The organism is Blautia sp. AM28-27, assembly GCF_003480905.1.
Lineage (GTDB): Bacteria > Bacillota > Clostridia > Lachnospirales > Lachnospiraceae > Fusicatenibacter > Fusicatenibacter saccharivorans.
In genome coordinates this window covers 529,529-554,947 of sequence record NZ_QUJK01000001.1, presented here as the reverse complement: position 1 = coordinate 554,947, position 25,419 = coordinate 529,529, and the positions used below count along the sequence as shown (strand labels likewise).

At 50.6% G+C, this 25,419-nt stretch carries 23 protein-coding genes; 1 reads left to right on the top strand and 22 read right to left on the bottom strand.

Annotated elements, in window-relative coordinates; all coding sequences use genetic code 11:
- Positions 1 to 6: 6 nt before the first annotated feature.
- Entirely contained in the window at positions 7 to 2,589 is a 2,583-nt protein-coding gene (locus tag DW743_RS02735; RefSeq protein WP_055218222.1) for a glycoside hydrolase family 3 protein, read from the bottom strand.
- Between the two features lie 187 nt (positions 2,590 to 2,776).
- Here DW743_RS02735 and DW743_RS02730 point away from each other — a divergent pair, with 187 nt between their 5' ends.
- Positions 2,777 to 3,607, top strand: a complete 831-nt coding sequence (locus DW743_RS02730; RefSeq protein WP_117760398.1) for a helix-turn-helix transcriptional regulator — start codon at positions 2,777 to 2,779, stop codon at positions 3,605 to 3,607.
- A gap of 112 nt (positions 3,608 to 3,719) precedes the next feature.
- On the opposite strand, the gene rny is transcribed toward DW743_RS02730, so the two are convergent.
- From rny to DW743_RS02625, 21 genes are all read right to left on the bottom strand, one after another.
- On the bottom strand, positions 3,720 to 5,285 hold the full coding sequence (rny, locus tag DW743_RS02725; protein ID WP_022463336.1) for a ribonuclease Y: 1,566 nt from the start codon (positions 5,283 to 5,285) through the stop codon (positions 3,720 to 3,722).
- Positions 5,286 to 5,433: 148 nt separating this feature from the next.
- Positions 5,434 to 6,060 carry a regulatory protein RecX gene (locus tag DW743_RS02720; protein WP_117760399.1) on the bottom strand — a complete coding sequence of 209 codons (627 nt, stop codon included), beginning with the start codon at positions 6,058 to 6,060 and terminating at the stop codon, positions 5,434 to 5,436.
- Positions 6,061 to 7,128 (bottom strand): recombinase RecA, encoded by a 1,068-nt coding sequence (recA, locus tag DW743_RS02715; RefSeq protein WP_022463338.1) that lies wholly within the window; start codon positions 7,126 to 7,128, stop codon positions 6,061 to 6,063.
- Positions 7,129 to 7,401: 273 nt separating this feature from the next.
- A complete protein-coding gene (gene glgA, locus DW743_RS02710) occupies positions 7,402 to 8,844 on the bottom strand; it encodes a glycogen synthase GlgA (RefSeq protein WP_117760400.1) in 1,443 nt (480 codons plus the stop codon).
- A 192-nt stretch (positions 8,845 to 9,036) separates the two neighbouring features.
- The gene (gene spo0A / locus DW743_RS02705) at positions 9,037 to 9,837 is read right to left on the bottom strand and encodes a sporulation transcription factor Spo0A (protein ID WP_055218233.1); all 801 of its coding nucleotides are present in this window, start codon (positions 9,835 to 9,837) and stop codon (positions 9,037 to 9,039) included.
- Between the two features lie 206 nt (positions 9,838 to 10,043).
- On the bottom strand, positions 10,044 to 11,264 hold the full coding sequence (spoIVB, locus tag DW743_RS02700) for a SpoIVB peptidase (RefSeq protein ID WP_158568530.1): 1,221 nt from the start codon (positions 11,262 to 11,264) through the stop codon (positions 10,044 to 10,046).
- Between the two features lie 165 nt (positions 11,265 to 11,429).
- Positions 11,430 to 13,121: a DNA repair protein RecN gene (recN, locus tag DW743_RS02695; RefSeq protein WP_117509106.1), complete on the bottom strand. Its 1,692-nt coding sequence runs from the start codon at positions 13,119 to 13,121 to the stop codon at positions 11,430 to 11,432.
- Positions 13,122 to 13,184: 63 nt separating this feature from the next.
- Positions 13,185 to 13,661 (bottom strand): arginine repressor, encoded by a 477-nt coding sequence (gene argR / locus DW743_RS02690; RefSeq protein WP_055267041.1) that lies wholly within the window; start codon positions 13,659 to 13,661, stop codon positions 13,185 to 13,187.
- A gap of 29 nt (positions 13,662 to 13,690) precedes the next feature.
- Entirely contained in the window at positions 13,691 to 14,548 is an 858-nt protein-coding gene (locus tag DW743_RS02685) for an NAD(+)/NADH kinase (protein WP_022463345.1), read from the bottom strand.
- Positions 14,549 to 14,567: 19 nt separating this feature from the next.
- Entirely contained in the window at positions 14,568 to 15,377 is an 810-nt protein-coding gene (locus DW743_RS02680; protein ID WP_022463346.1) for a TlyA family RNA methyltransferase, read from the bottom strand.
- On the bottom strand, positions 15,374 to 17,251 hold the full coding sequence (dxs, locus tag DW743_RS02675) for a 1-deoxy-D-xylulose-5-phosphate synthase (protein WP_117760402.1): 1,878 nt from the start codon (positions 17,249 to 17,251) through the stop codon (positions 15,374 to 15,376). Before dxs ends, DW743_RS02680 begins: the two co-directional genes overlap by 4 nt.
- An 11-nt stretch (positions 17,252 to 17,262) precedes the next feature.
- Positions 17,263 to 18,177 (bottom strand): polyprenyl synthetase family protein, encoded by a 915-nt coding sequence (locus tag DW743_RS02670; RefSeq protein WP_330415388.1) that lies wholly within the window; start codon positions 18,175 to 18,177, stop codon positions 17,263 to 17,265.
- A complete protein-coding gene (gene xseB / locus DW743_RS02665; RefSeq protein ID WP_226906307.1) occupies positions 18,155 to 18,400 on the bottom strand; it encodes an exodeoxyribonuclease VII small subunit in 246 nt (81 codons plus the stop codon). Before xseB ends, DW743_RS02670 begins: the two co-directional genes overlap by 23 nt.
- Before the next feature lie 22 nt (positions 18,401 to 18,422).
- A complete protein-coding gene (xseA, locus tag DW743_RS02660) occupies positions 18,423 to 19,649 on the bottom strand; it encodes an exodeoxyribonuclease VII large subunit (protein WP_022463350.1) in 1,227 nt (408 codons plus the stop codon).
- Positions 19,639 to 20,076 carry a transcription antitermination factor NusB gene (gene nusB / locus DW743_RS02655; protein ID WP_022463351.1) on the bottom strand — a complete coding sequence of 146 codons (438 nt, stop codon included), beginning with the start codon at positions 20,074 to 20,076 and terminating at the stop codon, positions 19,639 to 19,641. Before nusB ends, xseA begins: the two co-directional genes overlap by 11 nt.
- 127 nt (positions 20,077 to 20,203) lie before the next feature.
- Positions 20,204 to 20,596: an Asp23/Gls24 family envelope stress response protein gene (locus tag DW743_RS02650; protein WP_022463352.1), complete on the bottom strand. Its 393-nt coding sequence runs from the start codon at positions 20,594 to 20,596 to the stop codon at positions 20,204 to 20,206.
- A 70-nt stretch (positions 20,597 to 20,666) separates the two neighbouring features.
- Positions 20,667 to 21,539: an L-serine ammonia-lyase, iron-sulfur-dependent, subunit alpha gene (sdaAA, locus tag DW743_RS02645; protein WP_117760404.1), complete on the bottom strand. Its 873-nt coding sequence runs from the start codon at positions 21,537 to 21,539 to the stop codon at positions 20,667 to 20,669.
- Positions 21,529 to 22,212 (bottom strand): L-serine ammonia-lyase, iron-sulfur-dependent subunit beta, encoded by a 684-nt coding sequence (sdaAB, locus tag DW743_RS02640; RefSeq protein ID WP_117760405.1) that lies wholly within the window; start codon positions 22,210 to 22,212, stop codon positions 21,529 to 21,531. The genes sdaAA and sdaAB overlap by 11 nt, the downstream gene beginning before the upstream one ends.
- Positions 22,213 to 22,250: 38 nt before the next feature.
- The gene (locus tag DW743_RS02635) at positions 22,251 to 23,843 is read right to left on the bottom strand and encodes a peptide chain release factor 3 (protein ID WP_022462532.1); all 1,593 of its coding nucleotides are present in this window, start codon (positions 23,841 to 23,843) and stop codon (positions 22,251 to 22,253) included.
- Between the two features lie 107 nt (positions 23,844 to 23,950).
- Positions 23,951 to 24,469: a DUF4364 family protein gene (locus DW743_RS02630; protein ID WP_022462531.1), complete on the bottom strand. Its 519-nt coding sequence runs from the start codon at positions 24,467 to 24,469 to the stop codon at positions 23,951 to 23,953.
- The gene (locus DW743_RS02625) at positions 24,466 to 25,413 is read right to left on the bottom strand and encodes a TIGR01212 family radical SAM protein (protein WP_022462530.1); all 948 of its coding nucleotides are present in this window, start codon (positions 25,411 to 25,413) and stop codon (positions 24,466 to 24,468) included. The genes DW743_RS02630 and DW743_RS02625 overlap by 4 nt, the downstream gene beginning before the upstream one ends.
- Between the last annotated feature and the right edge of the window lie 6 nt (positions 25,414 to 25,419).

Here is a 25,419-nt window from a genome sequence, read left to right as displayed (position 1 = left end):
CTTCTTTTATTTCACGACAAGATAGGTATCCAGATCATCGAACTGATCAAGGTAGCTGACTGCGCCCTCGTACATATTGGACTGCAGTACGATATTTACCGTGTTATAGATGCAGCGTTTCAGTTCTGCCATCGTCAGAGTTCCATCTGCAAGTTCTTTTTTGATGTTCTCGTGATCCTCCGGCAGACCCGGCATTACCATGTCATTTCCGGCTCTCATGCAGCCCGCTGCCGTACACTCGCCCTGGATCTGTACGTTGGTGGTTGTCCAGTCGGTCATGATAGCTCCTGCAAATCCCCACTCATCTCTCGCTGCTTTCGTGCAGGTATCGTAGCAGTTTGCAGCGTGCACACCATTGATCAGGTTGTAAGATGTCATAATGGACATCGGCTGTGCATCTTTGACTGCGATTTCAAAGCCTTTCAGATAGATCTCACGCAGTGCACGCTCGGACAGGATGGAATCGGAGCCCATACGGTTATCCTCCTGATTGTTGCATGCGAAGTGTTTGATCGTGGTTCCGCAGCCCGGTACCTTCTGTACACCGAGCGTCATAGCAGCCGCCATCATACCGGCAAGCAGCGGATCCTCGGAATAATATTCAAAGTTTCTTCCGCAGAGCGGATTTCTGTGGATGTTCATGCCAGGTGCCAGCCACAGTGTTACGTTGAACAGCTCCATCTCATGGCCGATCATCTCGCCGACTCTCTTGATCAGTTCTACATCCCAGCTCTGTGCCAGAAGTGTTCCAACCGGAATTGCGGTACAGAACTGATAATAGGTTGTTCCGCGTTTTTCCTGCGGTTTGCTGAAGAATCCGCCTTCCAGTGCCGCCAGGAAATCGCTCGCTACGATCTCTCCGTTGTCTACCTGGTATTCTCTCTTCAGACGAAGACCTGCAGGTCCGTCGACCAGAGCAATCGTGGTTACATTCCACGGCTCCTCCGAAGCACACGGGGATGTCTCCGCTGCTGCTCCCGGAACAGAAATTCCTGCGGAGCCAAGCGCGTTGCCCTGTGCTCTTCCCGGATCACCGGTTGCAAGGAGTGCCAGCTGATCCACAGAAAGGGATTCCACAATCTTTCCTGCTTTTCCAGGAAGCTCTTCCGGTACCGGCTGGTAATCTACTTTCTCAGTTGGGATCTCAGATGCTTTAAGCTCGATCACGCTCATTCTCTTTTCTTTTACTTCCTTCTGCCATGCAGCCTCTCTTGCCTGAACTTTTTCTGCATCAGGAACAATCTCATTCAATTCCTCTTTCAGCGGGCAGATATTTTCACACGCTGTCATGACTGCTTTCTCGTCCAGCTCCAGCGCGCCGGAGAGAACAGATGTATTCAGATCATTTCCAATCCAGATACCATACATGCCCGGCTCCAGAATCCAGGATGCGCTTTCCTCCTCATAGGAAGTCAGCTGATACAGCGGGAAGGTGATGGTCATGGTCTGGGATTCCTTCGGAGCCAGCAGTTTTGTTTTTCCAAAGCCTGCCAGACGGCGGAACTCTTTCACCAGTCTGCCCTGCGGGCAGGAAGCGTAGATCTGTACAACTTCTTTTCCTGCATAAGTATCGCCGGTGTTGGTGACGGTAACAGTCACGCTTACTTTCGGATTCATCATACCGCGGCCGCTTACTTTGATGTCATCGGTTCTGATCTCGAAATCGGTGTAGGACATACCGTAACCGAAGGAGTAACGGACTGGTACTTCAAAGGTATCGAAGTAACGGTATCCAACGAAGATACCCTCTTCGTATTTTTCTTTCATGAGGTCGCCGCTCTTGTAGCTGTAAACCTCTGCACCCGGATAATCATAGTAATCTTTTGCCCAGGTATCTGTCATTTTTCCGGATGGGGTTACATCGCCGCTTACAACATCAGCAAATGCATTTCCGCCTTCCTGGCCTGCCTGTACGTACTGTAAAATAGAGCGGATATTGTCAAATTCTTCTACGAATGCCAGATCCATCAGGCCGCCGGTGTTGATAACAAGAACAACGTTTTTATAGCATCTGGAAACCTGTGCCAGAATAGCTTTCTCTTCTTTGGAGATGAAGTAGTCACCCTCCGTATCAAAACGGTCTTTGTTCTCTCCTGCGATACGTGCCAGAACGAAGAATGCGGTGTCTGCACCGTCGGCTGCTGCTTTCTCTTCATCGATTGGGTTTCCGGATGGCATAAAGAACGGGGTTGCAGAGTACGCATCAAAGAATTTTGTGTCGTCTCCGTTCAATTTTGTGAAAATCTCATTTTTCCAGTCCAGTCTTGCCTGTACGTAGAGTTTATCGTAATCCTCCAGCCATTCACTGCTTGTTACGTCGTAGCCTGCATTTTTCATGCCCTGGAAAATATTAACGCTGTCACGCTCATTGACATCGCCGGAACCGGTGCCTCCTTTGATGGTGCGGATCGCACCTGCTCCGTAAAGACCTACCTTGCTGCCCTTTGCCAGCGGCAGGAAATGATCTTTGTTTTCCAGAAGAACGAATCCCTCTGCTGCTGCCTCGCGGGCAAGTTTGCGGTGATCTGTTTCACGCTGGGTTACTTCCGGAGATGTAGTTCCGTTAAAGGTTCTTACCTTTGCTTTCATGTCTTTGTTCCTCCCAAACTTTGTTTCGTGCTAATGTCTCCATTATCTTCCCTTTTTCGTGTAACTTCTAGTTCCTTTCTTGTCCTTTCTCTGGTTGATATTGATATTTCGCCCAATTTCTGGTACAATATTCTTATCTTTTTTGATTATAATTGACGTATATTTCTATCACATCCTGGAGGTACTTATGGAATCCTGCTTTTACGAAACAATACACGAAACCGATCTGCTGCACGTCCGTTTTGAGCTGCAGGATGCGCCCGCTTTTGTTTTTCCGGCGCACTGGCACGAATATGTGGAAATTCTCTATCTGATCAGGGGACAGTTTTCCGCGATTGTCCAGGCAACGGAGTATCGGTTAAACGAGGGCGATCTGATTATCATCAACTCCGGCGACCTCCATATGACGCGCTCCAACACCTGTACATATCTTCTGCTGCAGATTTCCGCAAGCCAGATGCGCCAATATCTGCCGGACTTTGATACGATGCGTTTCGACACGATCATTCCCTACTCGGAACAGCCGGCTCCGCTCCGCGCACTGCTCTCGGAGATGAACGAGATCCGGCAGAATCCTTCCGATTCATACCAGCTTCTCTTTACCTCACGACTGTACGAATTTCTGTACCATCTCTGCCGGTCGTATTCCCACCAGATCCCTTCGGCATCCCTCACGGGTTCACAGCGCGATCTGCAGCGCGTGACACACGTTATGAACTGGGTGAAAGTGCATTACCCGGAACCGTTAAGCCTCGAAACAGCCGCGGATTCCCTGGCGCTCTCGAAGGAGTATTTCTGCCGGCTCTTTAAAAAGTATACCGGACAGACCTTTCTCGAATATCTGAACGATGTGCGCACGATGCACCTGTACGAAGATTTACAGAATTCCGACGAAACGATCACGGTACTGATGGAGAAAAACGGGCTGTCGAATTACAAAATTTTTATGCGGACCTTCAAAAAGCTGTATGGCTCTACACCTCAGAAAATGCGCTCGAACCGGATACGGCACGTATAAATTCTTTTGAAACTTACTGTTCTTATACACACTGAAAAGGCTGTGGAACATGATTGCTCATGTCCACAGCCTCTTTTTGATTTCGTTATTAAATTGTTTCGTAGAAAGTCTTTTATTTCGCGTAATCCGTTACACGGCTCTCGCGGATAACATTGACCTTGATCTGTCCCGGGTATTCCAGTTCAGCTTCGATCTGTTTCGAGATATCCCTTGCGAGCAGTACCATTTCAGAATCGGATACCTGCTCAGGAACAACCATGATGCGGACTTCTCTACCAGCCTGAATAGCAAAAGATTTTTCGACACCCTTGAACGAATTCGTGATGTCTTCCAACTGTTTTAATCTGTTGGTATATGTTTCGAGTGTTTCTCTTCTTGCACCCGGTCTTGCTGCGGAAATTGCATCCGCTGCCTGAACGATACATGCAATCAGAGACTGGGGCTCTACATCCCCGTGATGTGATTCTACTGTGTTGATCACAATCTGAGATTCTTTGTACTTTTTGCAGAGATCTGCACCGATCTGAATGTGAGATCCTTCTACCTCATGGTCGATGGATTTACCGATATCATGAAGCAGTCCGGCACGTTTTGCCATGCGGACATCGCATCCTACCTCTCCTGCGAGGAGACCGGAAAGCTGTGCTACCTCGATCGAATGCTTTAATGCATTCTGTCCGTAGCTGGAACGGAATTTCATTCTTCCAAGGAGACGGATCAGCTCCGGATGAAGTCCGTGTACACCGACTTCCAGTGCGGCTGCCTCGCCTTCCTCGCGAATATTCTGTTCTACTTCTTTGCGGGCCTTTTCTACCATCTCTTCGATGCGGGCCGGATGGATTCTTCCGTCTACGATCAGTTTTTCCAGAGCAATTCTTGCCACCTCACGGCGAATCGGATCGAATGAGGAAAGAACGACTGCTTCCGGTGTATCGTCGATGATCAGGTCAACGCCTGTCATGGTTTCGAGTGTACGGATGTTTCGTCCTTCACGGCCGATGATGCGGCCTTTCATTTCATCGCTCGGAAGCTGTACCACGGAGATGGTACTCTCGGATACGTGATCGACAGCACATTTCTGAATAGCTGTTACCACATACTCTTTTGCCTTACGGCCTGCTTCCTCTTTTGCTCTGCTCTCCAGCTCTTTGTAGAGCTTTGCTGTGTCGATTTTTACTTCGTCTTCCACAGATTTTAACAGATACTCTTTTGCTTCCTCGGAGGTAAAACCGGAAATTCTTTCCAGTTCCTGTACTCCTTTTTCGTGTAGACCGTCTACTTCCTTTTCTTTCTTTCTGACGCTTGCCTCTTTTGCTGCAATTTCGTTTTCACGACGCTCCAATACGTCCGCTTTTTTATCTACAGATTCTTCTTTCGATAAAACGCGCTTCTCATATTTCTGCAGTTCCGCTCTGCGCTCTCGGGTCTCTTTTTCTACTTCATTCTTCGTACGAAGAGACTCCTCCTTCGCCTCCAGCAGGGCTTCCCGTTTCTTAGTTTCGGCAGTTTTCAGTGCTTCATCTATGATGTTTCTCGCCTTTTCTTCCGCTGTGCCAATTTTCTCAGCATCCTGCTTGATTTTATTGTCCACAGCAATTTTCCTGGTAACAGGAACCGCAATAAGCAGCGTGACTACTACAGCAATGAATACCAGCAGAATTGTAATACCTGTACCCATTACCGGAGCACCTCCTTATTTAGTTTTCATTGCACATTTACAACACTACAATTTTATACTGTTTTCACAAATTTGTCAATGTTTTAAAAATATTCATGTAATTTATTGCACATAATTTCGCGGCATGTGGCGGAATCGCCGGGAATATTCAGGATTCTTCGTCAGCGGAATCTTGGTATTCTTCCAGTGCCCGACGGATTTCGGAACTGCCGAATCCCTTCCGCGTCAGAAAACCGGCGGCACGGCGGTACTCTTTTTCATCCAGCCGGTGCGGCGTGCCGAGCTTTGCGAAGGCGGCACTTTTTGCAAGTTCATACTCATCGCGGGCATCCTCCTGCTCTTCCAGGACGGATTCCACCAGTTCCCGGTCCACGCCTTTCTGTGCCAGCGCATAGAGGACTGCCTTTTTCCCTTTTTTCGCACCGCTGCCCGCAAGATACTGCTCCACGTATGCGCGGTCGTCGATATAGTGAAAGCTCTCCACGTACGAGACAGCCTCTTCAATGGCTCTCTCGGGATAGCCGTCTTTTCGTAACTTATCTTCCAGCTCTTTTTTCGTCCGCATCTGTCTGAGCAGCAGATACATCGCGCGGTGTTTGGCCCTTTTAGTCAGCACTTCCCCTGCCAGCTTTTCGTAAACCTCATCGGGAAGCTCCTCCTGCTCTTTGATGCGGGAAGCGCGGATTTCCCCGTTATAAAGAACCAGATCCTCTCCGTCATCGAAGAGGATCCGTGATTTCTTTTTATTCAGAGGACGAATCTCTGTCACAAACATTTATTCGTCGTCTCCTTCGGTTTCCGGAACTGCTGCTGTTTCTTCTGTGCCTTCCGGCGCTTCTTCCTTGATCAGGCCGTAAGCCACGCGCACTTTGTGCTCGATCTCATCCATGATTTCCGGATGCTCGCGCAGGTATGCTTTCGCATTTTCGCGTCCCTGGCCGATCTTGTCGCCGCCGTATGCGAACCATGCGCCGCTCTTCTGTACGATGCCGACGGAAGCTGCCAGATCCAGAACGTCTCCTTCTTTGGAGATTCCTTTTCCGAACATGATATCAAATTCTGCCTCGCGGAACGGCGGAGCTACTTTGTTTTTCACGACTTTGATTCTGGTACGGTTTCCGACCATCTCTCCGCCCTGCTTTAAGGCTTCAATTCTTCTGACATCAAGACGGATGGAAGAATAGAATTTCAGTGCACGGCCGCCGGTTGTAGTCTCCGGATTTCCGAACATGACACCGACTTTTTCACGCAGCTGGTTGATAAAGATAACAATACAATTGGATTTGCTGATCGCTGCAGTCAGTTTCCGGAGTGCCTGAGACATCAGACGCGCCTGCAGTCCGACGTGGGAATCTCCCATGTCGCCGTCGATCTCGGCTTTTGGAACGAGGGCTGCAACAGAGTCCACGATGATGATGTCTACCGCACCGGAACGAACCATCGTCTCGGTGATCTCAAGTGCCTGCTCGCCGTTGTCCGGCTGTGAGATATAAAGGTTTTCAATATCAACACCGATGTTTTTGGCATAGGCCGGATCGAGCGCATGCTCTGCATCGATGAAGCCGGCGATTCCGCCGCGTTTCTGTACTTCGGCTACCATGTGGAGCGCTACGGTTGTTTTACCGGAAGACTCCGGTCCATATACCTCGATGATTCTTCCCTTCGGCACACCGCCAAGGCCGAGTGCGATATCCAGGCTTAAAGAGCCGGTCGGGATGGTTTCCACGTTCATGTTTGCTGCGGAATCTCCGAGCTTCATGACAGCTCCTTTTCCGTACTGTTTTTCAATCTGTCCAAGTGCGGCATCGAGTGCACGCAGTTTATCTTCGTTATTATTTCCCATACTGAATATTCTCCTTACCATGCGAACGTTCGTTCGCTTCTGTATACATACTATTACAAATCTGCTTTGTTGTCAACTGTTTTTCTTGTGTCTTTTTTCAGCCCCCAAATCCTCTGCACCGGAGCTGCTTCGAATATATCCTTATGCACAAGTGTAGCATATTCCACTCTCCTGCCGCAACCCAAAAATACTGCAAAAAAATCCCGAAACGGCTTTTCTTTCCTCTTCTGCCATTTCGGGATTTTTTTCTTATTTTTCAGAATGCAGACCAGCTTATCCGATCAGCCAGTTGTACATTTCCTCGTACTGTTTTGCGGAATTCGCCCAGGAGAAATCCTGTGCCATTGCGCGGTCGATCATCTTGTTCCACTCGCGTTTTTTGTCGTAATAGATGCGCTCTGCGTACCGCACGGTACCCATCATCTCATGCGCATTGTAGTTTGTGAAGCTGAATCCAGTTCCTGTTCCCTCGTACTCATTGTACGGCTCTACGGTGTCTTTGAGGCCGCCGGTCTCGCGGACGATCGGAAGGGTTCCGTAGCGGAGGCTCATGAGCTGGGAGAGTCCGCATGGCTCAAACAGGGACGGCATCAGGAAGGCATCGCAGGATGCATAGATCTTGTGTGACATTGCATCGGAATAGTAGATGTTTGCCGAAACCTTCTTGTCGTATTTCCATGCGAAGTGGCGGAACATGTTCTCGTAGCGCTCCTCGCCGGTTCCAAGGATCACAAACTGTACGGCATCCTGGCACATCTCATCCATCATATAGCTGATGAGGTCGAAGCCCTTCTGATCGGTCAGCCGGGATACGATACCGATCATCATCGTCTTCGGATTGACCTCGAGTCCTAACTCCTCCTGCAGTGCCAGTTTATTTTTCACTTTCTCTTTACGGAAGTTCTTTACATTGAAATTCTTTGCAATCTGAGCGTCTGTCTCCGGGTTCCACTCATTGTAGTCGAGTCCGTTTACAATACCGCGCAGATCGTTTGCTCTTGCACACATCAGACCGTCGAGTCCTTCGCCATAGAACGGGGTCTGAATCTCCTGCGCGTATGTATTGCTGACGGTGGTGATCGCATCTGCGTAAACCAGACCGCCCTTCAAGTAGCTGGCATCGTGTTTGAACTCCAGCTTATCCGGTGTGAAGTAGTAGTCGGAAAGGCCGGTAATGCTCTGAATCGTCTTGCGGTCCCAGATGCCCTGGAATTTCAGGTTGTGGATCGTCATGACGGTTTTGATTCCCCGATAGAATTCATCTGCCTGGAAACGCTCGTGCAGGTAAACCGGAACGAGACCGGTCTGCCAGTCGTGGCAGTGGATGAGGTCCGGGCGGAAGCCGATGGTCGGTAAAATGGAAAGCGCTGCTTTGCTGAAGTAAGCAAATTTTTCCAGATCCCACGGCATGCCCGCATATGGAGTGCTTCCTCCGAAATGCTCCTCGTTGTCGATAAAGTAGAATTTGATGCCTTCATATTCCATCTCGAAAATGCCGACATACTGCTGTCTCCAGTTCAGATCCATGTAGAAGTTTGTCACATACCGCATCTGATTTTTAAACTGTTCTTTGATTCCTGCGTATTTTGGAATCACCACGCGCACATCAAAATACTCTTTCGGGAAGTACTTCGGCAGAGAACCTACTACATCCGCCAGACCGCCTGTTTTGATGAACGGTACACACTCTGAAGCCACGAACAAAATATTTTTCATGAAAAGAATCCTCCTGTAATTTCATGCTGATTATCGCATCTTTGTTTTTCTGTAATTCCTTCCTTTTTGTCACGATCCTATGAAACGCGAAAGGATAATCAACGTCCTGTCTGTATTATACCGTACTTTGTCCAGAAAAAAAAGTCTAAACTTCTGTAATTTCTCCGTTTGTTCGGATTTTTTTGTTACTTTTTACTGATTTTTCAGTTCAAGACGTATTTTATCTGCAATTAATGCAATAAATTCAGAATTTGTCGGTTTACCCTTGCGGTTGTTCACGGTATAGCCGAACAGCTCGTCGATTGTGTCCATTTTGCCGCGGCTCCAGGCCACTTCAATCGCATGGCGGATGGCACGCTCGACACGACTTGACGTTGTCTGGTGGCGTTTCGCGATGGTCGGATAGAGAATCTTGGTAATGGAATTGAGCATTTCCGTGTCCTCTACGGAAAGCAGAATCGCATCGCGCAGGTACTGGTATCCTTTGATATGGGCAGGAACGCCGATCTCGTGGATCATATTTGTCACATCGATTTCCAGACTGTTTTCCGGCGGACAGATCGGCTCTTTTCCGGGGTTTGTAAAATTTCTTGGATGGTATCTTCTTACTGCTGTCATTCCTTTTGTTGCTTTGATCCGGTTCAGAAGAGTTTCGTTGTCGAACGGTTTTAAGACGTAATAGTAAGCGCCGAGCCGGAACGCATCTTCGGTGATCCTCTCCTCTCCTACGGCGGAGACAACGATAAAGGCAGGTCTTTTTTTCAGATTTTTATCCTCATTGACTTTCTCCATTACAGTCAGACCATCCATCTTCGGCATGAAAATGTCAAGCAGTACGACGTCCGGTTCTTTGTCGCGGATGATACTGTAGATATCATTTCCGTTTCCGGTCTGCCCGATCAGTTCAAGCGTGTCATCCTGTTTTATGACGTTCCCAAGCATTTCCTGCATGCGTTCGTTATCATCCGCGATGGCAATGTTGATCTTTTCCATAAAGCTCTCCTTTGCAAAAACTCATAGTCTTTCCGGAATTTCACTGCATCCGTTTTCTTCTGAACTTTTTCCAATCACACAGACATTATAATTTTATTTTTTCGCATTTTCAATATATTTCCCGTAATTTTTTGAAAATTCGATCGACATTTTCCGTAAAAATTCGGAAGTTTGTAACAATTCCAACCAAATTAACGCATATTTTTTCAGTTCCGTGCAAGCATGTTTTCCGCAAAGACACCGTAGCCTTTTTCTGGATGGTTTACGAAAACATGGGTAATGGCGCCGATCAGCCTTCCGTTCTGGAGCACCGGCGAGCCGGAATTTCCCTGTACGATGCCGCCGGTTTTCTGTAGCAGCCGTTGATCGGTAATTTCGAGCACAAAATTTTTGTTCGTATTCTCGCTTCCAAGATCGATTTCTGTAATCTCCGCCTCATACTCTTCTACCGTATTGTCCACGCACATCCGCACGGTGGCCGGGCCCGTCTCGATCTCCTGCCGATAGGCAATTTCCGTCACGGTAAGCGGCAGTGCACTGCTTTTTTCCCTGTCCAGAACGCCGTGGATACCGTAGATGGTATTCTCCGCCACTGACCCGATACGGTTCTTTTCTTCGTAATGGATCACGCCCTGCAGTTCACCCGGTACACCCGCTTTTCCCGGGATCACAGACAGAATCTGTGTCAGATACAGTTCTCCGCCGTTCAATTGGAGCATTTTTCCGGTATCGATATCACTGATTCCATGGCCGAGCGCTGCAAAGGTTCCGTCCGGTTCCACGAAAGTCAGTGTTCCGATTCCCTGCATATTGTCGCGGACCCAGGCCCCGAGGCGGCAGGTGCCGTCCTGGCTTTTCTGCGGTGTCACCTGCACTTCGATCGTTTCCCCGTCCCGAAGCAGGGAAAGATACACCGGGGAACCGTTTGATACTTTTACTGCATCAATCAGATCCTGCTTGCTGCGGATGCTCTGTCCGTTTACTTTTGTGATATAGTCGCCTTCCCGAAGAATATTTTCTGACGGACGGCTGACGGTTCCGTCGGACGAACGGATTTCGGCTGTACGGATCACCATCACACCGTCGGTCTCCATATAGATACCGACCGGCGCTCCGCAGACGGCAACTTTCGGCCGTTCTTCCTGGATCACACGGATCTTTTTCAGCGGGATCCCGGCGGCGGAACATTCTACAACCGTTTCACCCGTTTCTCCGAATTCGGTTTTTTCTGCTTCCTTCGTATCTTCCGAAATCGTCAGAAGTGGATGTTTCGTGAGCGGCTGAAACGGGCTTTCGCTGTTCTCATCCACATACATCGTATCCGGCAGGGATTCGCGCATGGCATCGTAGCCAAGAAGAACGGCGAGGATCAGAAACAGCGCCGCCAGCGCAAGCAGGACTCTTCGGTATTTTTGTTTTCTCGTCATTTGCATTCCCATCCTTTCCGCCGCAGGGCAGAACTGCGGCATTTCTTTTGTTTTCGCGGCGGTCGTCAAGTTCTCGTGCAGGCACGGACTTTGACTCGCCGCCCGCGAAAAAGAGGGAAACCACGCTTTGTTTCGTGATTTCCCTCTTAGTATGCGGACTTCTCTTTATTTGAGTCTTGCAGATTTTTGTACCTGTGCCAATTCCTTCATCTCGCTGGCATTTGCCAGAACAGAATCCGTAATTTTCGCGCCGCCGAGCATTCTTGCCAGTTCTCTGACAGAATCTTCCTCGGATAATGGATGGATCGATGTGACGGTCTCGTTTTCTTCGACGTTTTTTTCGATTTCAAAATGAGAATCTGCCATCGCCGCGATCTGCGGCAGATGGGTGATGCAGATGACCTGATGGCGCTGCCCGATCTGTGCCATTTTTTCGGAAACCTTCTGCGCCGTCCTTCCGCTGATTCCGGTGTCGATTTCATCGAAAATCAGGGTTTCTGTCTCGTCGCGGTCGGCAAGAATCGTCTTGATTGCAAGCATGATTCGCGACAGTTCACCGCCGGAAACAACTTTCGCCAGCGGACGGATCGCTTCGCCCGGGTTTGTGGAGATTAAGAACTCCACAGCATCGGTTCCGTTTTCGGTGTAGCTTTTTGTCTTTTCAAATGAAATTTCAAATGCGACATGCAGGAAATTCAGGTCGCGCAGACCTTCGATAATCTGTGTTTCGAGCCGTTTTGCATAGTTTCTGCGGATTTTGGACAGATTATGTGCGGCCGCATCCAGTTTCTGCTCCGTTTTCTGTAACTGCTCCTGCAGTGCGGCGCGGCAGCTCTCAAAATTTTCCAGTTTTTCCAGTTTTTTCTGCTGTTCTTCGCGGTATGCGGCGATCTCTTCCATCGTCTTTCCATACTTTGCTTTCAGGCGGTTGATCTCATCGAGCCGTTTTTCCGTCTCGTAATACTCTTCTTCGGAAAAGGTCAGTTCGGAAAGATATGCGGAAATTTCGCGGTTGAAATCATTCAGCAGTCCGTCAATATCGGAAAGGGTCTGCGACGGACCGGAAAGTGCATCGTCGTACACTGCGGCCTGCTGCAGCTCCCGGATTGCGCGGCCGACCTGCTCCCCGGCGCTGTTCTCTGCACCGTAGCCGGTGATCGCATATACCGTCTGCAGAGATTCCGCGATCTTTTTCGCATGGCCCATTTTCCGGTACGCAGTTTCCAACGCTTCGTCCTCGCCCTCTTTTAGCTCTGCCTGATCAATCTCGTTGATTTCAAACGTAAGAAATGCTGCCTCCCGCTTTCTTGCCTCCTCGTCGAGTTCGTACGCCGAGAGCTCCTTTCGGACATTCTTCCACTCCTGGTACAGCGCCCGGACCTCTCCTTTTGCCGTGGCCGCCTCGGTTCCCGCAAACGCGTCAAGAATCGCGATCTGCCGGTCCGGATAGAGCAGCGACTGGTGCTCATGCTGGCCGTGGATGTCGAGCAGCAGGGACGCAAGAGCTTTTACCTGTGAGATATTGCATGCCTCGCCGTTGATGCGGCAGACGCTGCGGGATCCGGTGATCTTTCTGGAAATAATCACCTGACCCTCCTCCGCCTCGAGATCCATCTCTTTTAACAGCTCCAGCACATGCGGATTTTCGGTTTCAAAGACCAGTTCCACCAGCGCGCTTGTCTCTCCCGTCCGGATCATCTCGCGGGATATCTTCTTTCCAAGCGCCGCGTTGATCGAACCGATCAGGATGGATTTTCCGGCTCCGGTTTCTCCGGTCAGTATATTCAGGCCCGGACCGAACTCCACTTCCGCTTCGTCGATCAGGGCCAGATTTTTTACGTGTAAGTTTGTGAGCATTCTTTTCCTCCGGTGTCACACCTGCTGTCATCTTTTTTCTCTTTTTGCAGAGACGGGCGTTTTTTAGAACTCCTCGCCCGTCTCCTCCATGCCGTCCACCATCCGTTTCAGGCGTTCTGCTGCCACAAGCGCCGCGTCGTCATCTCTTGCCACGCAGAAAATCGTATCGTCTCCGCCGATGCAGCCGACGATCTCGCTCCAGTTCATCTCATCGAAAGCCGCTGCTGCCGCCATTGCCATGCCGGATACGGTTTTGATGACCAGAATATTTTTGGCAAGATCAACAGAAATAAACGCATCTTTCAGAACGCGCGCATAGCGGCTTCCCACCTCAGACGGTGCATTCTGCAAAACAGCATAACGGCTTCCGCCGTTCTCTTTTGGTACTTTTGTGAGCTTCAGCTGGCGGATATCCCTCGAAATCGTCGCCTGCGTTACGGCAAAGCCGCTCTCCTCCAGCTTCTTTGCCAGCTCCTCCTGTGTTTCAATGTCATATTGGTTAATTAATTTGATAATCTGTGCATGTCTCGCGATTTTCATTTCAAGCATCCTTCCCCAGTAACTATATCTTAAATGTTTGCCATTTTCTTTCTTAATGTCTCCAGAAAACTGATGTTGCTGATCTTCACAATCAGAGTATCCCGTCTGGCCTTTTTGATCACGATCCGGTCGCCGGTTTTCATCGGAACGCGGGTGTCGCCGTCAAAATATGCCATGCCCTGTTCAATGCCGCCGTCTCTCGAAGGCCCGAGCTCCACCTCGATCACATCCTCTGCCGGAAAGACAATGCTTCTCGTATTCAGGGTGTGCGGGGCAAGCGGTGTCATCAGCATCAGGCTGGCTGACGGTGAGATGATCGGGCCGCCCGCGGAGAGGCTGTAGCCGGTCGAACCGGTCGGCGTTGCGATGATGATGCCATCGGCGCTGTAGGAATTTAAAAACTCCCCGTTGACGTAATTGTCGAACCGGACGACACGCAGGTTTCCCTCACGGGTGATCGTAATGTCGTTGAGTGCCGCGTCCTCCGCAATCAGCTTTCCGTCCCGGTAAATCGATCCGCAGAGCATCATGCGGTGCTCAATCGTATACTCATCTGCCATCAGATGATCCAGCGCCGGATAAAGCGTGTCACGGTCGATTTCCGCAAGATAGCCGAGCGTTCCCAGATTGATGCCGAGCAGTGGAATCTGTAAATCCACCACGTCGCCTGCTGCCTGCAGAAGCGTGCCGTCACCACCGAGCACCAGAATGCCGTCGATATCTGACGGAACCTTCGCCGGATCCGTATAATGGTATTTTTCCCCTTTTTCGCTGTTATCGCAGAGAAGACACGTTTTTCCGCGCTCCTCCAGATATTGCCTGATCTGGTCTGTCACGGTAAGGTCCGGGTCTTTTGCTCTGTTTGTGATCAGGTAAAATCGCTCCATATCATGCTCCTTAACCCTTTTATTTATCCAGTGTATCGTGTGCGCTCTTTACAACGGCGTCTACATCGACATTGGTCTCTTCCTCTGTCACGCCGTCCGGCAGCCGGACAAGGTGAACGAGATACTCGATATTTCCCTCCGGTCCTTTGATCGGAGAAAATTCCAGATGGCGCACGCCGAAGGAAATGCTTTTCGCATAGGAAATGACCATCTCAATGACTTCTTTGTGTACAGCCGGATCACGGACAACACCTTTTTTGCCGACTTTTTCGCGTCCTGCCTCAAACTGCGGCTTGATCAGAGCTGCAATTTCGCCGTTCTCTTCCATCAGATTTCGGACCGGAAGCAGCACCTTGGTCAGGGAGATAAACGATACGTCGATCGATACGAAGGACGGTCTCTCCTCGATATCCTCCGTCACGACGTAACGGATGTTCGTGCGCTCCATACAGACAACGCGCGGATCGTTCCGCAGCTTCCAGTCGAGCTGGCCGTGGCCGACATCCACGGAATATACCTTGACGGCGCCGTTCTGCAGCATACAGTCAGTAAAGCCGCCGGTGGATGCTCCGACATCCATGCAGACCTTTCCATCCAGGGTAAGGTTAAAGTTTTTCATTGCTTTCTCTAATTTTAAGCCGCCGCGGCTCACATACGGCAGTGGTTTTCCTTTTAAGACAATCTCCACTTCTTCCGGGAACATGGAACCGGCTTTGTCCTCCCGCTCATTGTCCACCAGAACTTCTCCTGCCATAATCATGGCTTTCGCTTTTTCCCGCGATGTGGCAAGGCCCCGTTCTACCAGTAATACATCTAATCGTTTTTTCATCTTTCTTCCTGCCCCCGTTTTCTGTAGTATTCCTCAATTCTGCCGCAGATATCTTCCGGCGTAAAGCCGACCTGTTTCATCTGGTATGATACACTTCCGTGCGGAATAAAGCGGTCCGGCAGTGCAATAATCTCCACGCCGAACGGAAGGTCTTCTTCCTCGGCAAAAGCAAGGACGCGCTCTCCAAAGCCGCCGTCTTTTACATTTTCCTCGAGTGTTACGACAAGCTCATACGTATCGGCAAAGCTTCGAAGAAGTTCTTCATCGATTGGTTTGACGAACCGCGCATTCACAAGCGCCGCATCCATATCCATCCGCTCTTTTAACTGTTTCTGCACTTCTTCTGCCATTTTTACCATACTGCCGACGGCAAGAAGTGCAACACGGCTTCCCTCATGGATCACTTCTGATTTTCCGAGGCAGATGGGCGCACGGAACTCTTTTAATCCCGTATACGTTTCCCCTCTCGGGTAGCGCACCGCGATCGGGCCGTCGTAATCAACCGCAAATTTGATCATATCCGAAAGCTCCCAGAGGTTCTTCGGTGCAAGAATTGTCATATTCGGCATCGAACCCAGATAGGAAAGGTCGAAAATGCCGTGGTGTGTCTCCCCGTCGTAGCCCACAAGACCGGCGCGGTCAATCGCAAAGACGACATGGAGATTCTGCATACAGACGTCATGCATGATCTGATCGTACGCCCGCTGCAGGAATGAAGAATAAATCGCAACGACAGGCGTAATGCCGCCGAGTGACAGTGCCGCTGCAAATGTCACCGCGTGCTCTTCTGCGATTCCCACATCGAAACAGCGGTCCGGGAACATGTTGGAGAAGCGTTTCAGTCCGACACCGGTCATCATCGCCGCCGTGACTGCCGCAACATCCTTTCTTCGATCTCCCATTTTCCGCATGACCGTGGAAAAGACATCCGTGTACGTCGGATTGGATTTTCCAACCGGCAATCCTGTTTTCACATCGAACGGACCCGCACCGTGGAATCTTGCCGGGTGGCGCATCGCCGGCTCATAGCCGCGGCCCTTCTGTGTCAGGACATGCACCAGAATCGGTCCTTCAAACCGTTTTGCTTCCTGGAAGGTCTTGATCAGCTGCGGAATGTTGTGGCCGTCCACAGGACCTAAATACGTAAGTCCCATATCCTCAAACAGCATGCCCGGAATGATGATCTGTTTGATGCTGCTTTTCGTCTTCCGCATCGCATCCACCATGCCAGGTCCGATGCCCGGAATGCGGTTCAATGCCTTTGTGACGTCCATCTTGAAATCCGTGTACGCCGATGCCGTCCGAAGGCCGGACAGGTACGATGACATACCGCCGACATTCTCGGTGATCGACATTTCGTTGTCATTTAAAACGATAATAAAATTCGATTTCAGGCTGGCCGCATTGTTCAGCGCCTCGTACGCCATGCCGCCGGTCAGCGCACCATCTCCGATGATCGAAACAACGGAATAATTTTCTTTTTTCAGTTCCCGTGCACGCACATAGCCGACGCCTGCGGAAATCGAGGTCGAGCTGTGGCCGGTGTCGAATACATCGCAGTCACTCTCGCTCCGCTTCGGGAATCCGCTGATGCCGCCTTCCCGGCGCAGCGTTTCAAACCCGTCTTTCCGCCCGGTCAGAATCTTGTGCGTGTAGGACTGGTGTCCCACATCCCAGATCAGCTTGTCTTTTGGAAGATCGAAGACGCGGTGCATCGCAATCGTCAGTTCCACGACACCAAGATTGGACGCCAGATGGCCGCCGGTTTTACTCAAAGACTCGATAATAAATTCCCGGATTTCCTCTGCAAGCGCCGGAAGCTGGTCCGCCGGAATCTTCTTAATATCGTTTGGTTTCTGTATTTTTTCTAACATGAAATCATCCCTTACTTTTTTCTGGAAGTCAGAGATTCAAACAGCTCTTCCAGAAATATTTTATCTCCCGGACAGGACAGATTTTTCAGTTCGTCTACGGCCTCTTTCGTAAGCCGTTTTACCTCCTGCTCCGCCCCGTCTGTGCCAAACATCGTCACATACGTTGTTTTTTCATTCTTTTCATCACTGAAAACCGGCTTTCCAAGCTCCTCCATCGTGGATGTGACATCCAGGATGTCGTCCCGGATCTGGAACGCGATTCCGACTTTGGAGGCAATCCGGCAGAGCGCGTCAAGATCATCGTCGTTTGCTCCTGCAAGTGCCGCACCTGCCATCATGGCAGCCTCTAAAAGCGCCGAAGTCTTGTTCTCGTAAATGTAGTCCAGCATCTCACGGTCGATGGCGAAATGGCCGGCTTTTTCATTCATCACGTCAACACTCTGACCGCCCAACATGCCGGAAATTCCGGTTTTCTGACAGAGAATACCAAAAGCCCGCACTACGCGGTCGGTGTGCTCCTCCAGTGGAAAGGCTTTCCAGGCTGTCTCGTATGCATAGTTTAAAAGGGCGTCTCCTGCCAGCACGCCGACGGCCTCCCCGAAGACGACATGGGTCGTTTTTCTGCCGCGGCGGTAATCATCGTTGTCGATCGCAGGGAGATCATCGTGGATCAGGGAATGGGTGTGAATCATCTCCATGGCTGCCATAAATGGTTTTACAGCCTCCCCGGTTCCGCCGAACAGACGGAAACTCTCCTGCAAAAGCAGCGGACGAAGCCTCTTTCCGCCCGCTGTCATACTGTAATTCATGGCTTTTGCCAGTTCCTTTGCAAAGCCTTCCTCTTTCGGCAGGTAAGCGGCAATGATACTTTCCGCTTCCCGCGTTTTTTCTTCGAGTACCGCTTTAAAATTCTCTGAATGTTCCATCCTCATTCATCTGGAGCATTTTTTTCTCGACGCGGTCAATTTTCTGACTGCATTCGTTCAAAAGCTCCATTCCCTCCTTGTATAAACGAAAGGAGTCTTCCAGGCTGACATCGCTGCTCTCCAGCGTTTCGAGCATCTGATCCAGTTTTCCAAATGCTGCTTCCAGTGTCTCACCGGAAGGGGTTCCTTCTTCTTTTCTCTCTTCTGCTTCCATATTTCCCATGTTTTCTCGATTCTCTGCTTTTTCACGATTGTTCCATCCAGGATACGGCCGATGTCTTCTCTGCGCGCGCTGTGATCTTTCCGTCTGATACACAGATTTCGAGCAGATCACCTTCTTTGACATCCTGCACCGAAGTGATGGCTTTTCCTTCTTTTTCCACGTAGGAATAGCCCTGGTTCAGCTTGTCCAGCGGGGACAGACCCTTCATCGCCTGAATGTAAAGGGCAAGGCGGTGGCGCGCTTCTTTGAGCTTTTCTTCCATCGCATCTGTATACCGACGCTCCAGCTCGGCGTGGCGTGCTCTCTGGTCACGGATCTTATTTTCCGGTCCGAGATACTTCCACTTTGTCTCGTACTGCAGAAGGCGGCTTCTCGCTCTCTGCGTCTGGTTTGCCATCGCATGGTTCATGCGGCTTTTATAATTTTCCAGTGTGTTGAGTACCGCGCGGACATCAGCGACCGCCAGCTCCGCCGCTGCGGACGGGGTCGGGGCGCGCAGATCTGCCACGAAATCGATGATCGTTGTGTCGGTCTCATGGCCGACGGCGGAGATCACCGGGGTATGGCAGGAAAAAACGGCACGCGCTACTTTTTCCTCATTGAACGCCCAAAGATCCTCGATCGAACCACCTCCGCGGCCCACGATCAGCACATCCAGATTCAGTGCGTCCAGACGGCGGATGCCCTCCACGATGCTGTCCGCCGCTCCCTCTCCCTGCACCAGGGCCGGGTAGAGGATGATCTGGACAAAGGGATTCCGGCGGAGTGCAATGTTTTTGATATCCTGCACAGCAGCTCCCGTCGGTGCTGTGACAACACCGATTTTCTTTACATACGCAGGAATCGGCTGTTTGTACTCCGGGGCAAACATGCCCATCTCTTCCAGTTCTGCTTTTAGGGCCAGATACTTTTCGTATAAAAGGCCGGCGCCCTCTTTTGTGATCTCTTTTGCATAGATCTGATACTTTCCGTCCCGCTCATAGACGCTGATGCTGCCGCCGACAATCACATTATCGCCGTCCCGCATCGGGAAGGCAAGGCCGCGCCGCGAACCGGCGAACATGACACAGGAAATGGTTCCTTCCGCATCTTTTAAGGAAAAATAGATGTGGCCGGACGGATGGTATTTACAGTTGCTTACTTCTCCGCTGACGTAAATCCGGCGGAGCATATAGTCCTGGTCAAAGATGTTTTTGATGTATGAATTGACCTGGCCTACGGTGTAAACATTCTGATTTTTATTTCTCATCTTCTTCTCTTGCCAGTTTTCCAAGAATACCGTTGATAAAGGACGGAGACTGGTCTCTGCCGAAGCGTTTTGCCAGCTCAACGGCCTCGTTGATGGCTACACCGACCGGAACGTCCTCGTCGAATTTCATCTCGTAAACGGCAAGACGTAGGATCGCCAGGTCTACTTTTCCCATACGGGTCGTTTTCCAGCCCTCGGAAGTACGGTTCAGCATCTCGTCGATTTCCGGGATGTGCTCGGTCACATGATGGTATTTCTCTTCCATATAGGTCTGATCTTTTTCGCTTACGGTTACTTCTTCATCCTCGTCGTTGTCGTCAGAGTACGTAAAGTAAAGAGACATCTGCTGCGGCATCTCCTCTTTCTCCTGGAACTCTGCGGTATAGAGAAGTTTAAAAATATTTTCGCGAAGTTTGCTTCTGTTCATTGTCTGTTTTAATTCCTTCCTGTATAGTTAATTAACTATTTTTCTTCCATTTCATCTGGCTCTGAATAGTTAACAAGAACCGCGGGGTTGTAAGGGGTCGCCTTATTCCCTCGCGGTTCGTTGTTTTTTATTTCGTCTGTTCCATATTCACGCCTGCAATGGCTACATTGACATCGGAAACTTCCAGGCCTGTCATATTCTCGATCGCTGTTTTTACTTTTTCCTGTACGTTTTTGCAGGTTGCCGGAATCTCGTATCCATATTTGAGATTGAGGGCAAGATCCACGCAGACAACGCCGTCGAGTACATCAACTTTGACACCCTTGGAAAGATTTTTCATGCCAAGCTTGCTGACTAATTCGTTGGTAATATTTCCGGCCATGGAGGCTACCCCGTCCACTTCCGTTGCCGCAAGTCCTGCGATAATAGCTACCACCTCGTCTGCAATCTGCACGGTTCCGATTCCTTCGTCATCATATATCGTATAAGTGTTTCTTTTCTGAATTTTTGCCTCTGCCATCTTAAAGAACCTCCTCCTTGGCTGACTTTCCTTTATTATACCAAAAGTTTTCCGAAAATAAAAGTTTTTTTTATTCTTCTTCCTGTGCCGCGCACCACTCGCGTGCTGCCGGCGTGTTGGCAAGGCCGCCCTGGCCGGTTTCGCGCAGACTCGGATGCATCTGGTCGCCGACTTCCCGCATCGCATCGATCACCTGATCCGGCGGAATGCGGCTTATGATTCCCGCAAGTGCCATGTCCGCCGCAGAAAGTGCATTCACGGAACCGATCACATTCCGCTTGACGCACGGGACCTCGACAAGACCGCCGACCGGGTCACACACGAGACCGAGCAGGTTCTTTAATGCCATCGCTGCCGCATGCGTGATCTGGGACGGAGTGCCGCCGCCAAGTGCGGTCAGTGCGCCTGCCGCCATCGCGCTTGCTGTTCCGATTTCGGCCTGGCAGCCGCCGGAAGCGCCCGCAATGTAGGCCCGCGCCGCAACGACCTGGCCGATACCGGCTGCCGTGTAGAGCGCACGCACGATCTGCTCATCCGCTGTCCCCTTCTCTTTCTGGTAATTCACGAGCACAGCCGGAAGCACACCGCACGCTCCTGCGGTCGGTGCTGCAACGATCCGCTTCATGCAGGCGTTTGACTCACCCATCGCAAGTGCAGATGCCATAACTTTTCCGACAAACGGTCCGCAGAGCGTGTTCCCGCTCTCGACATACGCACGCATCGTCTTTCCGGCGCCGCCCACAAGACCGCTTCTCGACTGCAGCGAACCGTCGTAATTCCGTTCAGCGCCTTTCATGGCTTCCCACATGCCGCGCATCGTCTCAATGGACTCTTCGCGGCTTACATTTCTCTCATTCATATCGTCCAGAAGGATAACTTCATCAAACGGCAGGTCTTTTTCCTGGCACTCCCGGACAATTTCTTCCAGTGAATTATAAAACATCGTCCTCTTCTCCTTCCGTTACGTTGATGTATGTTACCTTTACAATGCCCTCACGATGCTCCAGCCATTCCAGCGACTCTTTGGGAAGCGGCTGATCCATCTCCACGACCATGACGGCCGATCCGCCTCTCTTGTCGCGGTAGAGGGACATATTCGCAATGTTGACTGACTTATGTGCCAGCATCGACGTAACCTCGGCTACGTGGCCCGGCTGGTCCAGATTGTGGACGATCAGGGTCGGAATCTCGCAGCTGCAGTTGACATCCAGCCCGTCGAGGCGGTTGATCATGATACGGCCGCCGCCAAGGGAGCACGCCTGCACCTCGAGCGTCCGGCCGCTCTTTCCCTTTACTTCCAGAACGACGCTGTTCGGATGGGCACTCGTCAGATTGGCGATGCCGAATGAATAGGAAAGACCCATCTTCCGGGCAATTTCAAAGCTGTCCGGAATCCGCTCGTCATCCGGCCGCATGCCGAGAAGACCCGCGACGAGACCGCGGTCCGTTCCATGACCCTTTCCCGTTGCGGCAAAGGAACCGTACATCAGTATTTTTGCTTCCACCGGCTGTTCCCCGAGAAGTTTCTGCGTCATCCATCCAATCCGCACTGCCCCCGCTGTGTGCGAACTCGACGGACCGACCATCACAGGGCCCAGAATATCGAATAAGTTCATTCCTTCTCCTTTTTAAGCGGCATCCCGCTCTTTTGTTCTTAGTTTTTGCTGAATTCGGTCAGCACAAGGTCTTTGTTTCGATCCTGTACCATGCCGACACTCCACGGATTGACAAAGAGAAGCAGCGGATTTCCCTTGAGGTCCATGACCTTCTTCATATCGGATGTACCCTGAATACGGTCCAGGTTGATCTCCTCTTTGTTTGCGATCCAGCGGATGTGCTCATACGGCAGGTTCTCCAGACGGATATCCACGTTGTACTCGTTCTCCAGACGGTATTTTAAAACGTCAAACTGCAGGACGCCGACAACGCCGACGATGATCTCCTCCATGCCGCCTTTGTACTCCTGGAAAATCTGGATCGCACCTTCCTGTGCAATCTGGGAAATTCCCTTGACGAACTGTTTTCTCTTCATCGTATCGAGCTGGCGCACTCTTGCAAAATGCTCCGGCGCGAAGGTCGGAATTCCCTCGTATGCGAATTTTTTGCCCGGCATACAGATCGTATCTCCGATAGAGAAGATGCCCGGGTCAAATACACCGATGATATCGCCGGCGTATGCTTCATCAACAATATGACGGTCACTCGCCATCATCTGCTGCGGCTGGGAAAGACGCATTTTCTTTCCTCCCTGCACATGGAAGACTTCCATTCCGGCGTCGAATTTGCCGGAGCAGATGCGCATGAATGCGATACGGTCACGGTGTGCTTTGTTCATGTTTGCCTGGATTTTAAAGACAAACGCAGAGAAATCCTCTTTGACCGGATCGATCACGCCGCAGTCTGCCGTACGCGGAAGCGGCGGCATCGTCATCGTGAGGAAGTGCTGCAGAAAAGTCTCCACACCAAAGTTGGTGAGCGCAGATCCGAAGAATACCGGGGAGAGCTCTCCCTTGCTGACAAGCTCCTGGTCAAACTCTGCACTTGCGCCGTCGAGCAGCTCGATCTCATCCATAAGCTGTTCTTTCTGGTCCTCATCGACCACATCGAGAAGATGCGGATCGTCGATATCAATTTCTTCCTCGATACCTTCCTTCGTTCCCTTCATTGTATCGGAGAAGGTAAGGACTTTCTTTTTGTCACGGTCGTAAACACCGCGGAATTTCTTTCCGGAACCGATCGGCCAGTTGATCGGGCAGGTTGCAATGCCGAGCTCTTTTTCGATCTCGTCGAGCAGCTCGAAGGTATCGTTCGCATCGCGGTCCATCTTGTTGATGAAGGTAAAGATCGGGATGTGGCGCATGACACAGACTTTAAACAGCTTTCTGGTCTGTGCCTCGACACCCTTTGAGGCATCGATCACCATAACGGCGGAATCGGCTGCCATCAGGGTACGGTACGTATCCTCCGAGAAGTCCTGGTGTCCCGGGGTATCCAGAATGTTGATGCAGTAGCCGTCGTAATTGAACTGCAGAACGGAAGAGGTAACGGAAATACCACGCTCTTTCTCGATCTCCATCCAGTCGGATACGGCATGGCGCGCAGTCGCTTTTCCTTTTACGGAACCGGCGAGATTGATCGCTCCTCCGTACAGCAGGAATTTCTCAGTCAGTGTGGTTTTACCGGCATCCGGGTGGGAAATGATGGCAAAGGTACGCCGTCTTTCAATTTCTTTTGTATAATCAGGCACAGTTTTATCTCCTTTGGAATATAAAATCTTATTTACTATGTTTTCCATGTTTATGCTTTTTAGACATACTAATTTATTCTATTATATGCCACCATTCCTGTCAATCGTTATCTTGACAGTTCATTCATAATCGAAGCATAAATCTTCTGACTCCGGTTTTCCCAGTTGCTGCAGATCTTTTTGGCCGCCTCCTCGGACGGAACCGTCACGACAATCTCAAAAATAGTCGTCTTCCGCTCTCTTGCCTGACAGCGGACCTCGTAGTCATCTCCCGCGGTCTTGTAGTAATCGGCCACAACGGACGCTTTTTTTCGCAGTTCATAGGAGTGCTCCTTCATATAGCGGTCGATTTCCTCCCGGATTTCCGGAGAGATCTCGTTTTCGAAGAAGGAAAGCGTCTTGCTGCCCTCCTCAGTCATGTGGTAGTACGAGGTGTTGCGCACCTTCTCGATCTCGATCAGCTTTGTATCCTGCAGCTCGCTTAACGCCTCCTGGAGATGAAAGTAGTTCGTGTACTCTTTTTCCAGGATAAAATCCGAAATCTGTGTATTTGACAGCGGAAAATTCACATTCTGCAGCATGTAGAGAATAATCAGTTTGTATAACGTAAAGGATGATTCAATCACGGTGTGTTTCCTCCTTTTTCTTCGTCCAGAAGCTGTCCCTGATACGCATGTTCTTCTTTCATGCGATGATGCAGCTCATTTAAGACGGCGCGTTTTGCCTGGCTCCATGTTGGTGCAATCAGAAGATCCCCGGGGCCGTCTCCCGTCACACGGTGGATCACAAGATCGGGACGGAGGCGCCGCAGACAGTCGATGACAAGGGTAAGATACGCCTCCTGCTCCAGCACCTCAAATTTTCCGGCCGCGTAGTCCGCCGCAAGATCCGTGTTTTTCAGCACATGAAGCAGCTGAAGCTTGATGCCGGAAATGGAAAGTCCATTCAGGTAATCCATTGTTGCAAAGACTTCTTCCTGTCCCTCCCCCGGCAGACCGAGGATCGTGTGGACAATCACGGGAATCCCCCGCCTGTGCAGCTCGTTTACTGCCTGTTCAAAACAGGAAAGCGGATAGCCCCTTCGGATATACTGTGCCGTTTTTTCATGCATCGTCTGCAGTCCCAGCTCCAACCAGACCGGTTTGATCCGGTTCAGCTCTTCTAACAGAGAAAGAACCTCTTCCCCTAAGCAGTCCGGTCTCGTTCCGATCGAAAGGACCACGACCTCCTCGTCCGAAATTGCCTCCCGGAAAATTTTTTCCAGATATTCCACCGGCGCGTACGTGTTCGTATACGCCTGGAAATAGGCGATGAACTTATGCACCGGCCGCTTTTGCTGCAGGAGGGATTTCTGCTCCCGGATCTGTTCCGGGATGGATTTGTTTCTGTCCCCGGCAAAATCACCGGAGCCGCCCGCACTGCAGAAAATGCAGCCCCGGTCACCGCAGGTGCCGTCCCGGTTCGGACACGTCATCCCGCCGTCGAGCGAGAGCTTGTACACTTTTTCCCCGAACGTCTTTTTCAGATAGGCGTCCAGCGAATAATACGGCTTTCCAAGCCAGTCTGTCATGATTTC